A 12,659-nucleotide genomic window follows, 5' to 3' on the forward strand; every position below is an offset into this window, starting at 1 on the left:
AGGTTTCCAGTCCACGACGTGGCTCAAGCGAGGTTGACGAACGTGGCCGACGGCAAGCGCGGCGCCACGGGTTCGGCCAGGGCATCGGCACCCTGCCCCACCGGCACGTCCACGGGCCGGACCTCGCTTTCCCCCGCCGGCCCCGCCGACCGCGCCCGCCGCGCCGCCACCGGCGACAGCATGGCCGGCAGCCGCAGGTGCAGCGGCTGCAGCAGCGGCGGGCCGCGCCGCTTGAGCACGTTGACGGCGAGCTGGTCCACACCGGCCGCCCGCAACCCGAGGCGCAGCGGCGACGCGCTGGGCGACGACTGGGCCGACGCCTCGCGCAGCACGAAGGCCGGGCCGTCGTGGGCCTGCGCCGCGAGCTGCAGGCGGCGCACCCGGTCGGGCGCGAGGCGGGGCGGCAGCCAAGCGAGCACCGCGCCCACGTGACCGCTCTTGAGGGCCTGTTCCAGCGCCCACAACCGCGACTGCACCCCCACCTGGCGCGATGGACCGGGTGGCGCCGCCCCCGGGTCCACCGGCACCTGCGAGGCCGCCTGGATGAGCAGCAACTGCTCCACGTCGAGGCCCATGCCGGCCAGCGCCCAGCCCGACAGCACCGCCGGCGGGTCGAACAGCATCACGAGGCGGCCGGCCTGCTGCACCGCGGCGAGCGCGGGGGCGAGCAGGCGGATCTCGCCGATGCCCGGATGGGCCAGCAGCAGTTCCGACAGGGCCCGCCGCGGCCAGCCTCCGCCCGGCAGCTGGGCGTCGAGTGCCTCGTAGCCGGTGGCACAGCCCTGCTCGGCATGGCGGCCCAGCTGGTGGCCGCGCCACAGGGCGGGGTGCAGGCGTTCGGGATCGAGCCGGTCGGCCCGGGGAGGCGGCGCGGGAGACGTTTCGTCACCACCGGCCCGCGAGACGGGGCCTGCGGCGGTGCGCGACGGCTCGGCAAGGGAGACAATGGCGGGCGGCATGGCGTTCAACTACTGTATGGATGAACAGTATAGTGGCACGCCCCCGCCCCGCTGGCAATGCCCTCCGACCCGGTTCCGGGGTCTCCGTGAAATCCGCCCCCGATGCCCCTCGATCCCTGCCCCTGCCGCGCCACCGAGCCCCGCCCCCTCGCCTACGAAAGCTGCTGCGGGCGCTACCACACCGGCCCGTTGCATCTGCAGGCCCCCACCGCCGAGGCGCTGATGCGCTCCCGGTACAGCGCCTTCGTGCGGGGTGACCTGCCCTACCTGCTGGCCACCTGGCACCCCGACACCCGCCCCGCCACGCTCGACCCGGACCCTCCGGGCCTGCGGTGGCTGGGGCTCGAGGTGCGCCGCCATGCCGACCAGGACGCCGACCACGCCACCGTCGAGTTCGTCGCCCGCAGCAAGCTCCAGGGACGCGCCCACCGGCTGCACGAGACGAGCCGCTTCGTCCGCCTGGACGGCCGCTGGTTCTACCTCGACGGCGACACGGACTGACCGTCCCGGCCGATTCCGCGACCTTTGGCCTCGGCCGTCCCGGCCGATTCCGCGACCTTTCACCGCTTGTTTCCAGTCCCCCCCGAAGGCGGGTCTGCAGGGACCCCATTGCCCAACGACAATAGACCCTTCGTCCACGCCTGCAGTCCGTTCCCGTGAACCCCGCTTCTCCCGGCGCGCCCACCAAGCGCGTGCTGCTGATCCACTACTCCCAGACCGGCCAGCTGAGCGCCGTCGCGGAGCAGATCGCCGCGCCGCTGCGGGCCGATCCCGCCATCGAGCTCCACGTCGAGACGCTGGTGCCGCTCACGCCGTACCCGTACCCCTGGCCGTTCTTCAAGTTTCTCGACGCCTTCCCAGAGTCGGCGCACCTCGTGCCGCCGCCGCTCGCCCCGCTCGGCCTCACCGGCGATGAACACTTCGACCTCGTCATCCTCCCGTACCAGGTCTGGTTCCTGGCCCCGTCGCTGCCTGTCACCGCGTTCCTGAAGCACCCCGTGGGCCGCAAGCTGCTGGCCGGCAAGCCCGTGGTCACCGTGATCGCGTGCCGCAACATGTGGCTGTCGGCCCAGGAAAAGATGAAGGCGATGCTGGCCGACGCGGGCGCGCGCCTGATCGACAACGTCACGCTGATCGACCCGGGCCCCACGCTCGCCACGTTCATCACCACCCCGGTGTGGCTGCTGAGCGGCCGCAAGGCCGGCTTCTGGGGCATGCCCGATGCCGGTCTCGACGACACCCAGATCCGCCGCACCCGCCGCTTCGGCCTCGCGCTGCGCGACGCGCTGCACGCCAGCGAGGAACGGGGCCCCGGCCCGCTGCTGCACGGCCTGGGCGCGAGCGAAGTCGACCCCAAGCTCTACTTCAGCGAACGCACCGGCACCCGCAGCTTCTTCGTCTGGGGCAAGCTGATCCGCCTGGCCGGCGGCCCCGGCCGCGCCGCGCGTGTGCCGCTGCTGGCCGTCTACGTGGCCTTCCTGGTCACACTGATCGTCTCGCTGGTGCCCGCCAGCCTCGCCATCCAGGCCGTGCTGCGCCCGTTCATGCGCCCCTGGCTGACTAAAATCCGCGACCGCTTCGAGCTGCCCTCGGGGTCCGCCACACACCGCTTGCCCCAGTATGAGGACTGATGTATTCCTGACGCGCACCGGCGCGTACCTCCCCTTCGACCCCGTCGGCAACGAGCAGATCGAGGACGTGCTGGGCCGCGTGGGCGGCAAGCCGTCGCGTGCGCGCCGCATCGTGCTGCGCAGCAACGGCATCGAATCGCGCCACTACGCCATCGACCGCACGACCGGCGAGCCGGCCATGACCAACGCGCAGCTCACCAGCCGCGCCATCCGGGCCCTGGGCGACGACATCGGCCGCGTCGACTGCCTCGTCACCGGCACCTCGCTGCCCGACCAGCTGATGCCCGGCCACGCGGTGATGGTGCACGGTGAACTCGGCTGGCCGCAGCTCGAGGCCGTCACGTGCGCGGGCATCTGCCTCGCCGGCACCGCGGCGCTCAAGCACGCGTGGCTGTCCGTGCGCGCGGGCGACGCCCACCGCGCCATCGCCACCGGCTCCGAACTCGCGTCGCCCATCCTGCTGGCCCGCAACTTCGACGCCGAACACGACCTCAAGGTGCAGGCCCTGGAAGCCCGCCCGGAAATCGCGTTCGAGAAGGACTTCCTGCGCTGGATGCTGTCCGATGGCGCCGGCGCCGTGCTGCTCGAACGCACGCCGCGCGGCCCGCTGTCGCTGCGCATCGACTGGATCGACCTGTCGTCGGCCGCCCACGAGCTGCCCACGTGCATGTACGCCGGGGCCGACAAGAACCCCGACGAATCGCTGCGCGGGTGGCTCACCGTGCCGCAGTCCGAATGGCAGGCGCAGTCGATCTTCTCGGTCAAGCAGGACGTGCGCCTGCTCAACGAGAACATCGCCCGCGCCACGCTCGCCGAACCGCTGAAGGCGATCGTCGCCAAGCGCAACTTGCGCGCCGACGACATCGACTGGTTCCTGCCGCACCTGTCGTCCTCGTACTTCGTGCAGCCCATGCTGGACAGCCTGGCCGAGGTGGGCCTGCCCATCCCGCGCGAGCGCTGGTTCACGAACCTCACCACGAAGGGCAACACGGGCTCGGCCTCGCCGTACATCATGCTCGACGAGCTGTTCCGCTCGGGCCGCATCCAGCCGGGCCACAAGCTGCTGATGTTCGTGCCCGAGAGCGGCCGGTTCTCGAGCGGTTTCGTCTACATGGAAGCGGTCGGCTGAACCGCACCCTCAGGAGGAGAAGACACCGATGGACATCGACGCCGTCCCGCAGGAAGGCAACGCCACGCTCGGCGGCCACCGCAAGGCCATGTACGCGCGCGACGCGGAAGGCCGCATCGTGATCGCCCCGTCGCGCGGCTGGGAGGCCGAGGAGATCGTCACGAGCCACGCGGTGGACACACTGCAGGCCCAGGCCGCGGACGCCCTCGCGCAGGTGCGCGCCGGCACGGCCTCGCCGCTCGCCTACTGGATGTATGCGTGCCGCATGGACGTCGCGCTGCTGTCGCAGACCAGCGGCTTCTGGCAGTGGCGCGTGCGCCGGCACCTCCGGCCCGCCCACTTCGCGCGCCTCTCCGCGTCGCAGCTCGCCCGGTATGCCGAGGCCCTCGGCAAGACCGTCGACGAGATCCGCCAGGTGCCCGCCGCATGAGCTTCCAACATCAACATGCGGCGCACTGCGAGAGCGGCGTCATCTCCAACCTGCTGCGCCACCACGGCGTGCCCATGACCGAGAGCCTCGCGTTCGGGCTGTCGTCGGCGCTGTCGTTCGCGTACATCCCGTTCGTGAAGATCTCGGGGCTGCCGCTCATCGCGTACCGCATGCCGCCGAAGTCCATCATCAAGGGGCTGATGGGGCCGCTCGCCGCGCGCTTCCGCTTCGAGACCTTCCGCTCGGCCGCCGCCGGGCAGCAGCGCCTCGACGGCCTGCTGGCCGCCGGCAAGGTGGTGGGGCTGCAGACCTCGGTGTACTGGCTGCCGTACTTCCCGCCCGACATGCGCTTCCACTTCAACGCGCACAACCTGCTCGTCTACGGCAAGTCGGGCGACGAGTACCTCATCAGCGACCCGGTGTTCGAGGAACCGGTGCGCTGCGCCAGCGCCGACCTGGCCCGCGCGCGCTTCGCCAAGGGTGTGCTCGCGCCGAAGGGCCTGCTGTACTTCCCCGAGGCCATCGGCCGCCAGGACGTGACCCCGGCCGCCGTGCGCAAGGCCATCCTGAAGACCTGCCGCACGATGCTCGCGCCGGTGCCCATCGCGGGCGTGCGCGGCATGCGTTTGCTGGCGAACAAGGTGGCGAAGCTGCCGCCGGCCGACGCGCACACCACCGCCTTCATCGGCCACATCGTGCGCATGCAGGAAGAGATCGGCACGGGTGGCGCGGGCTTCCGCTTCATCTACGCCGCGTTCCTGCAGGAAGCCGCCACGCTCGCGCAGATGCCGCAGCTGTCGGCCTTCTCCGACCGCCTCACCGCCATCGGCGACACCTGGCGTGCGTTCGCACTGAAGGCCGCGCGCATGGTCAAGGGCCGCGAACCGGTGGACCCCGTGGCCATCGCGTCGAAGCTGCGCGACCTGGCCGCGCTCGAGGAAGCGTTCTTCCGCGACCTCAAGGCCGCCCTGCCCTGATGCTGGCCATCGACGGGCTGGGTTTCCGCTACCCCGGCGCGGCCCAGGCCGCGCTGGACGGCGTGTCGCTGCAGGCGCGCCGTGGCAGCGTGCTGGGCCTGCTCGGGCCCAACGGGGCGGGCAAGACCACGCTCATCTCGCACCTCGCCGGGCTGCTGCCGGTGCAGCGCGGGTCCGTTCAAGTCGATGGTGTTCCGCTCGCCGACAGCCGCCGCACGAACCCCACGCGCATCGCCGTCGCGCCGCAGGAGTACGCCTTCTACCCGATGCTCACCGTGGCCGAGAACCTGGCCTGCTTCGCCGCGGCCGGCCGGCTGAGCGGCGCCCGCCAACGCGACCGCATCGCCGCGTGCACGGCGTTCGCGCAGCTCGAACGTTTCTCGAACGTGCGCGCCGAGAACCTGTCGGGAGGCCTCAAGCGCCGGCTCAACCTCGCCATCGCGCTGCTGCCCGAGCCCGAACTGGTGCTGTTCGACGAACCCACGGTGGGCGTCGACCCGCAGTCGCGCGCGTTCCTGCTCGACGCCATCCGCTCACTCGCCACGGCCGGCGCCGCGGTGATCTACACCTCGCACTACATGGAGGAGATCGAGGCCATCGCCGACCGGGTCGTCATCATCGACCACGGCAAGGTGCTGCGCGACGGGTCGCTCGCCGAGTTGCTGTCCGACGGGCCCATGGTGGTGTCGGTGCGTGCCGAGGGCGTGGACGCCGTTGCGTTGCAGTCGTTCGGCGAGGTCGAGGCCGATGGTTCCGTGCTGCGCGTGCGCCTCGCACCGGGCCGGTCGGCCGCCGCCGTGCTCGCCGCGGTGGAAACGCAGGGCGTGTCCATCGAACACGCCGAGGTGGGCCGCCACACCCTCGAGCACCTGTTCATGTCGCTCACGAAACGTTCGCTGCGGGACGACTGACTTCATGCTCATCGCCCTGATCAAGAAAGAACTGCTCGCCCTCACCCGCGACATCCACGGCATGGGTGCGCTGTTCCTCATGCCCGTGATCTTCATCGTGGTGATGTCGCTCGCGCTGAAGAACGTGTACGACGCGCCACGTCCCGCGTCCCTCACCTACGCCGTCGATGCCCGCGACACCGGCGAGCAGGCCAAGGCCTACGCCACCACATGGGCGCGCTCGCACGGCGAACCCGTGCCGCTGCCAGCCGATTGGCCAGAGCGCCTGCGTGCCGGCTCGCTCAAGTACGTGCTGGTGCTCGACGCGGGACTGTCCGACGAACTGGCGCTGCCGTCGTTCCCCACCTCGGCGCGCGTTCGGCTGCTGACCGAACCGGGGCTCGACGGCAACCTCTTCAACACGCTGAAGGCCGAACTCGCCGGTGCGGCAGGTGAGCTGAAAGCGCGTGCGGCGCTGTCGGAGACCGATGCCACGCCGCCCAAGCCGGGCGCGTCGATGGCCGACCTCGTGATCGCCGAGCGCCACGCGGGCCGCGGCCCGCGGCCCACCGCGGTCCAGCACAACGTGCCGGCCTGGCTCGTGTTCGGCATGTTCTTCGTGATCGCCTCGCTCGCCGGCCTCTTCGTGCAGGAACGCCAGGGCGGCACGCTCGCGCGGCTGCAGAGCCTGGGCGTGCCGCGGTCCACGCTGCTCGCGTCGAAGGCGCTGCCGTACATCGGCGTCAACCTCGTGCAGGCCGCACTGATGCTCGCGGTGGGCGTGTGGGCCATGCCGCTGCTGGGCGGCGACGCGCTGTCGCTGCGCGGCATCCACTGGGGCGCGCTGCTCGTCGCCGTGGGCGCCGTGAGCCTGGCCGCGGTCGGCCTCGCCCTCGTGCTCGCGTGTGCCGTGCGCAGCCACGCGCAGGCCTTCGCCGTGGGCCCCATCCTCAACGTGCTGATGGCCGCCGTGGGCGGCATCATGGTGCCCACCTTCGTGATGCCGGCCGTCATGCAGCAGCTCGCCGCCTGGTCACCCATGAACTGGGCGCTCGAAGCCCTGCTCACCGTGCTGCTGCGCGGCGGCGACGTGGCCGCCACCCTGCCCCACGTGGGCCGGCTCGTCGCGTTCGCGGCGCTGATGTGGCTGCTGGCCGTCGTCCTCTTCCGAAAGACTTCCCGATGACCTCCGACACCCTCGTCGCCGACCTGAAGGCGCTGATCCTCGACGCCGCCGAGAAGGACAACCCGCCCGGCGGCCTCACCGACGACGAAGTGCTGTTCGGCCCCGAAGCCCGCCTCGGCCTCGACTCGCTCGACGCGCTGCAGGTCTCGATGGCCATCCAGGAGCGCTACGGCGTGCGGATGCCCGACAGCAAGGACACGCGCCGGGCGCTGACCAGCATCGCGCACCTCGCCGAGTTCCTTCGGCCGCACCTGGTCAAATGAACGCGGTGTACCTCGCGGGGCGGGGTCTGGTGTCGACACTCGGGCCGGACCTCGCGAGCGCCGTTTCCGCGGTGCGTGCCGGCGGGGTCGCGCCGGTTCGGCGCGAGGTGGCGCCCGGTGTGGCGTGGCCCTTCCAGGCGATCGATGATCCCGACACGGGCTGGTGGGCGCGCACGCAGCGGCTCGTGATGCAGGCCGTCTCCGAAAGCGGCGCACTCGCCACCGACCGGAGCGGCCCACTGTTCGTGGCCTCCTCGTCTGTGGACATCGGTGCACGCGAGCGCGACGGCAACTTCGTGCCGGGCTTCCACCACCTCGCGCAGCGCGTGGCGGCGTGGCTCGCCTGGTCCGGGCACGTCTTCACCGTCTCGACTGCGTGCACGTCGTCGTCGAACGCCGTGCTGTCCGCGTCGGCGGAGATCGCCGCCGGCCGTTGCACCGATGCGCTGGTGATCGGCATCGAACTCGAGAATCGCCTCACCGTCGCTGGATTCGGCGCGATGCAGCTCCTGTCGCCGCACGGCGCGAAGCCGCTGGGCCGGGATCGCGACGGCCTCGTGCTCGGCGAAGCGGTCGCGGTGCTGCACCTGTCGTCGATGCCCTCTCGCTGGCGCGTGGCCGGCGGCGCGAACGTGGTCGACGGCAGCGATCCGGCCGGGGCGGTGCCCTCGTCGGTCGTGGCCATGTGCCACCAGGCCTCGGCCCGCAGCGGCGTGCCGCTGGCCGCGATCGACCTCGTGAAGCTGCAGGCCGCGGGCAGCGTCGGCAACGACGCCACCGAAGCCGCCGCGCTGCGCGATGTGTTTTCCGACGTGCCCGCGCTCGTGTCGCTGAAGGCGATGCTGGGGCACACGCTGGGGGCTTCGGGTGCGGCCGAGATCGCGTTGCTGACGGCGTGCCTGGAGGATGGGGCGTGGCCCGCGCCGACGAGTCAGGTCGACCCCACGCTGGGCGTCGCGCTGGCCGATGCACGGCCCTCCGGCGTGCGCCACGTGCTGGCCACGATCTTGGGGTTCGGTGGCGGACATGCAGCGGTGGTGCTGGAAGACAGGTTTGTGATGCCTGTCATCCCGGCGAAGGCCGGGACCCCGGACCTCCCCGGCTGGCGCTGCACCGCCCACATCCAGCTCACCCCACCCCCACCCGACTGGCGCGACACCCTCGCCCGACGCCTCGGCCAACGCCCCCGCCGCCTCGGCCCCTGGGCCGAACTCGCATTGCACGGCGCCCGCCAATGCCTCGACGCCGCGGGCGAAGACACACTGCCCGCCGACGCGATCCTCCGCGTGGCCAGCTGGCGCGGTGCCGACAGCGCCACCGCCGCGGCCCTCGACCAGTGCCGCACCGGCCAGCCCATGCCCTTCACCTTCCTGCAGAGCCAGCCCAGCCAGATGCTCGCCGCGCTGAGCCAATACCTCCAGTGGCAGGGCGACGCGCGCTTCCTCATCGCGAACGACCCGCAACACCTCCTCGACCTCGCCCGCCACGACACCGGCCCCGCCGGCCTGCTGATCGGATGGGTCGAAGAAGGCGCCGTCGAAGGCACGACGGCACGGTCGGAATGGTGGCGTCTGATCCCGTCCTGAAAATCGGTTAAACTGCTCGGCGCGGGGGGGTAGCTCAGCTGGGAGAGCGTCGCGTTCGCAATGCGAAGGTCGGGAGTTCGATCCTCCTCCTCTCCACCACCGATCCGGGCCTCAGAGGGAAACCTCTGGGGCCTTTGTCTTTTCAGGGCAAATTCCCGTTCGTCTTCCCAGAATCCTTCCCAGAAGGGCTCCTCTCCATGGACCCGATGGGACAATTGGACGGTGACAAAATTGCCCAAGAAGACGCCCTACCTGGTCACCAAAGGTGGCCGCCACTACTTCCGCATCGCGGTCCCGAAGGAGCTGGTCTCCGTCATCGGGAAGAAGGAACACAGCGAGGCCCTCGGCGACCTGACGCAGGCTCAGGCCGCAGTCCAAGCGGCTCGCTTCGGGGCGGAATGGCAGGCCAGGTTCCTGCAGGAGCGGCATGCCCTTGGGTTGGTGAAACAGCCTCCAGTGCCGCAGCCGCGTGCAGCCTCATACGTGTCCCGTGTGGCGACCTTGGAAGAGGTTCAGGCCCTCGCCGCAATGGCCGGCAGGTCCCTCCTGGAGGTTGATGAGGAACTGCGCATCGAGGGCATGCCTCGCGAGGACTACGCTCCGGGCCTCAGCCCAGCTCAGGACTTGGCCGTGGCGCTGCCTGCGGCGGTGTCCGGACGAGACATGGAAGGGCTGTCCATGCAAGCGGCTGATTGGCTCGGCATCCACGGCCTCGATCTGCCGCAGGAACCGGTCGCACGCCGTCGCATGCTTTATGTGTTCGCCAACGCCATGGCGAGGGCTCGGCAAGGAACCAAGCTGCGCGATGAAGGGGAGCCTGTAGACACCCCGCCAGAGGTTGCACTGCCCTCCTCCTTGAAGGCCCCAGCCGCTTCAGACCTGTCCGCTGCCGACAAACCTGCCACGGCCCTGCGCATGCGCGACCTGTTCGAGTTGTGGCGCAACAAAAAGCCGAAGGTGCCTGCAGCCAAGTCGGTTGAGGTCGCCGAACGCGTGGTGCTCCTGTTCGAGGAGACCCTGGGGAATCCACCGTTGGCGGGCCTGACACGCGCGGACGGGATCAAGATGCGGAGCGCGATCCTTGCCACAGGGGTTTCAGCACGCACGGCTGGCAACCTGTTCGGGTGGCCCTGGGCGACGACGTGCAGCAGAAGCCCCTCAAGCTCTGGACGGCCTTCAGGCGCCTCAAGAACTTTGCCTGCGTGATCGTCTTCCCGAACCGCCTGCTGCTGACGCTCAAGCTCGACCCGTACACGATGACGTTCGAGGAAGGTTTCAGTCGTGACGTCAGCCAGGTGGGCCACTGGGGAACGGGCGATGTCGAACTGTGCATCCGCACCCCGGCCGACCTGGAACGCGCCGGACCGTTGCTGGAGCGCTGCTACGCCGAGAACTGATGCACGGTCAGGACCGGGCCTGCCTTGCCACCCAACCGGAATTCGGTGATATTCGCAATTCGCGAATAGCGAATATGGCCGAGCGATGGAACTCAAACCCCAGGATCTGCTGGTACTGCTGAAGGTGGCGGCACACCCGCCACAGCGATGGACCTATGCCGCGCTGGGCACGGCGTTGGCCATGAGCGCGTCCGAAGTGCATGCGAGCGTGAAGCGCGCCGTGGCGTCCGGCCTGGCGGTGGCTCCCGGGCGTGGCGAGTGGTCGCCCGTGCGCCCCAGCCTGCTGGAGTTCGTATTGCACGGCGCCCGCTACATCTGGCCGGCCACGCCCGGACCGGTCAAGCGAGGGGTTCCCACGGCCTTCGGTGCCGAACCGCTGGCGAGCAAGCTGACGGCAGCACCCGGAGAAGCCCCCGTGTGGGCGCACACCGCCGGCAGCGCCAAGGGCCCCACGCTTTCCCCGATCTATCGCACTGCGCCGCAGGCTGCCCTCACGGACCCCGCGCTCCACCGCCTGCTGGCACTGCTGGATGCCCTGCGCACGGGACGTGCACGCGAACGCGCACTGGCCGTCCAGTTGATGGAAGCCGAGTTGATGAAGTTCGATTCGGGAGTCGCCAGTGCGCACCAATGACCCCAACCTGCCCTACCTGCGCCACATCGCAGAAGCGCTGGGTGAACTGCGCGAACAGGTGGTGTTCGTGGGCGGCGCCGTGGCCGGCCTGCTGGTGACGGACCCCCTCGCTGACAGCGTGCGTGCCACCCGCGACGTGGATGCGGTGGTCAATGCCACGCGGGCCACGTTCCACCACATCGAGGAAGCGGTGGCCCAGCGTGGCTTCGCGCGAGACATCAACAGCGACGTGATCTGCCGCTGGGTGCACAAGGCCTCGGGCGTGATCTTCGACCTGATGCCGGTCCAGCCCGAGGTGCTGGGATTTTCCAATCGCTGGTACCCCTATGCGGTCGAGACGGCCGAGCCCATGGATCTGGGCGACGGCGTGACGATCCGGCTGGTCAGCGCGGTTGCGTTCGTGGCGACCAAGCTGGAAGCGTTCGCCAGTCGAGGCGGCGGAGACTTCCTGAGCAGCCATGACCTCGAGGATGTGTTGAACATCGTCGACGGGCGCGAAGAACTGGCCGCGGAGATGTCGAAAGCCCCTGCCGACCTGCGACAGGCCGTTGCCACAGCCTTCGGCCAACTGCTCCAGAACCAGGACTTCGCGAATGTCTTGCCGGGCTTGATCGCGGAGCCCGAACGCGCGGGGCTCATCACGGAACGCCTGAGGAAACTGAGTCAATGAACCTGCACCAGGAACACCACTTCGAACGCGAGATCTGCGCCCACCTGGCCGCCAACGGCTGGCTGCACGCCGAGGGTGATGCGACCCAGTTCGACCGCACCAGCGGCCTGTTCCTGCCCGACCTGCTGGCCTGGGTCGAAACCACGCAGCCCGACGGTTGGCATCGCCTGAACAAGACCCATGGCCCCGCCCTGCCCCAGGTGCTGGCCGAGCGCCTGTGCAAGAACCTGAACGAACGCGGAACGCTGGACGTGCTGCGCCGAGGTGTCGAGATGCTCGGCCTCAAGGAGTCGCTGGAGCTGGCCCAGTTCAAGCCCGCCCTGGCGATCAACCCGGCCATTCAGGCGAAGTACGCAGCCAACCGCCTGCGTGTGGTGCGCCAGGTCTGCCACTCGCCCAACAACCCCAAGGCCGAGCTGGACCTGGTGCTGTTCCTGAACGGTATTCCCGTGGCCACGGCGGAGCTGAAAAGCAACTTCACCCAGAGCGTCCACGATGCCGTGGACCAGTACCGAGAAGACCGGAATCCGAACCCCAAGGGCGGCGTGCAGGAACCACTACTGGGCTTCCCCGGCGGCGCTTTGGTGCATTTCGCAGTGAGCCAGAGCGAGGTGATGATGAGCACCCGGTTGGCGGGCAAGCTCCTCGAGAACGACACCCTGGCCCAGCAAGCAGCGAGCAACAGCAAGGAACAGTTCGCCAACTCTCCAGACCTCAAGGACGCGCTGCTGCACGCCATCATGGATGCACTGGAAGCTCACCAAAGCATGAGCACGCAGGCCCTGGGCTCGCAGCGCATCCGCGATGGGTTGAAAGACGCCCTGCTGGGGCCCGCGCAGTTGTACGAAGCGTTGCGGGCGAGGTCAGGTCCGGGGGCCGCGGCCCGTCCGACCTGAGTGCGGGGTGC

General features: G+C 70.0%; 14 protein-coding genes, 1 tRNA gene and 1 pseudogene. 15 read left to right on the plus strand and 1 reads right to left on the minus strand.

Going from position 1 to position 12,659, the window contains the following annotated elements; translation table 11 throughout:
• Window positions 1–23: 23 nt before the first annotated feature.
• On the minus strand, window positions 24–959 hold the full coding sequence (gene imuA, locus A4W93_RS18440) for a translesion DNA synthesis-associated protein ImuA (RefSeq protein WP_085751998.1): 936 nt from the start codon (window positions 957–959) through the stop codon (window positions 24–26).
• Window positions 960–1,061: 102 nt separating this feature from the next.
• On the opposite strand from imuA, the gene A4W93_RS18445 reads away from it, so the two are divergent.
• The 15 genes and pseudogenes from A4W93_RS18445 to A4W93_RS18515 form a co-directional block, all read left to right on the plus strand.
• On the plus strand, window positions 1,062–1,460 hold the full coding sequence (locus A4W93_RS18445) for a YchJ family protein (RefSeq protein WP_085751999.1): 399 nt from the start codon (window positions 1,062–1,064) through the stop codon (window positions 1,458–1,460).
• 155 nt (window positions 1,461–1,615) lie between these two features.
• The gene (locus A4W93_RS18450) at window positions 1,616–2,590 is read left to right on the plus strand and encodes a dialkylrecorsinol condensing enzyme (protein WP_237357571.1); all 975 of its coding nucleotides are present in this window, start codon (window positions 1,616–1,618) and stop codon (window positions 2,588–2,590) included.
• Entirely contained in the window at window positions 2,580–3,719 is a 1,140-nt protein-coding gene (locus A4W93_RS18455) for a beta-ketoacyl-ACP synthase III (protein ID WP_085752000.1), read from the plus strand. Before A4W93_RS18450 ends, A4W93_RS18455 begins: the two co-directional genes overlap by 11 nt.
• A gap of 28 nt (window positions 3,720–3,747) precedes the next feature.
• Window positions 3,748–4,149 carry a DarG family dialkylresorcinol biosynthesis protein gene (locus A4W93_RS18460; RefSeq protein ID WP_085752001.1) on the plus strand — a complete coding sequence of 134 codons (402 nt, stop codon included), beginning with the start codon at window positions 3,748–3,750 and terminating at the stop codon, window positions 4,147–4,149.
• On the plus strand, window positions 4,146–5,126 hold the full coding sequence (locus A4W93_RS18465) for a BtrH-related acyltransferase DarH (RefSeq protein ID WP_085752002.1): 981 nt from the start codon (window positions 4,146–4,148) through the stop codon (window positions 5,124–5,126). The genes A4W93_RS18460 and A4W93_RS18465 overlap by 4 nt, the downstream gene beginning before the upstream one ends.
• On the plus strand, window positions 5,126–6,037 hold the full coding sequence (locus A4W93_RS18470; protein ID WP_085752003.1) for an ABC transporter ATP-binding protein: 912 nt from the start codon (window positions 5,126–5,128) through the stop codon (window positions 6,035–6,037). The genes A4W93_RS18465 and A4W93_RS18470 overlap by 1 nt, the downstream gene beginning before the upstream one ends.
• Window positions 6,038–6,041: 4 nt before the next feature.
• Complete coding sequence (locus A4W93_RS18475) at window positions 6,042–7,202, plus strand: ABC transporter permease (protein WP_085752004.1); 1,161 nt, start codon at window positions 6,042–6,044, stop codon at window positions 7,200–7,202.
• Entirely contained in the window at window positions 7,199–7,465 is a 267-nt protein-coding gene (locus A4W93_RS18480; protein ID WP_085752005.1) for an acyl carrier protein, read from the plus strand. Before A4W93_RS18475 ends, A4W93_RS18480 begins: the two co-directional genes overlap by 4 nt.
• Window positions 7,462–9,051, plus strand: coding sequence for a beta-ketoacyl synthase N-terminal-like domain-containing protein (locus A4W93_RS18485; RefSeq protein WP_237357572.1), 1,590 nt, complete (start codon window positions 7,462–7,464; stop codon window positions 9,049–9,051). The genes A4W93_RS18480 and A4W93_RS18485 overlap by 4 nt, the downstream gene beginning before the upstream one ends.
• Before the next feature lie 23 nt (window positions 9,052–9,074).
• A tRNA-Ala gene (locus tag A4W93_RS18495) sits at window positions 9,075–9,150 on the plus strand.
• Between the two features lie 132 nt (window positions 9,151–9,282).
• Complete coding sequence (locus tag A4W93_RS29720) at window positions 9,283–10,257, plus strand: DUF6538 domain-containing protein (protein ID WP_157131688.1); 975 nt, start codon at window positions 9,283–9,285, stop codon at window positions 10,255–10,257.
• Window positions 10,254–10,448, plus strand: a complete 195-nt coding sequence (locus A4W93_RS18500; RefSeq protein WP_407081690.1) for a hypothetical protein — start codon at window positions 10,254–10,256, stop codon at window positions 10,446–10,448. The genes A4W93_RS29720 and A4W93_RS18500 overlap by 4 nt, the downstream gene beginning before the upstream one ends.
• An 85-nt stretch (window positions 10,449–10,533) precedes the next feature.
• Window positions 10,534–11,082: a hypothetical protein gene (locus tag A4W93_RS18505; protein ID WP_085752006.1), complete on the plus strand. Its 549-nt coding sequence runs from the start codon at window positions 10,534–10,536 to the stop codon at window positions 11,080–11,082.
• Complete coding sequence (locus A4W93_RS18510) at window positions 11,069–11,752, plus strand: hypothetical protein (protein WP_085752007.1); 684 nt, start codon at window positions 11,069–11,071, stop codon at window positions 11,750–11,752. The genes A4W93_RS18505 and A4W93_RS18510 overlap by 14 nt, the downstream gene beginning before the upstream one ends.
• Window positions 11,749–12,390, plus strand: a pseudogene (locus tag A4W93_RS18515) (type I restriction endonuclease); the annotation flags it as partial. The gene A4W93_RS18510 and the pseudogene A4W93_RS18515, both read left to right, overlap by 4 nt.
• Window positions 12,391–12,659 lie beyond the last annotated feature (269 nt).

Origin of the sequence: Piscinibacter gummiphilus (assembly GCF_002116905.1) — a bacterium.
GTDB lineage: Bacteria > Pseudomonadota > Gammaproteobacteria > Burkholderiales > Burkholderiaceae_C > Rhizobacter > Rhizobacter gummiphilus.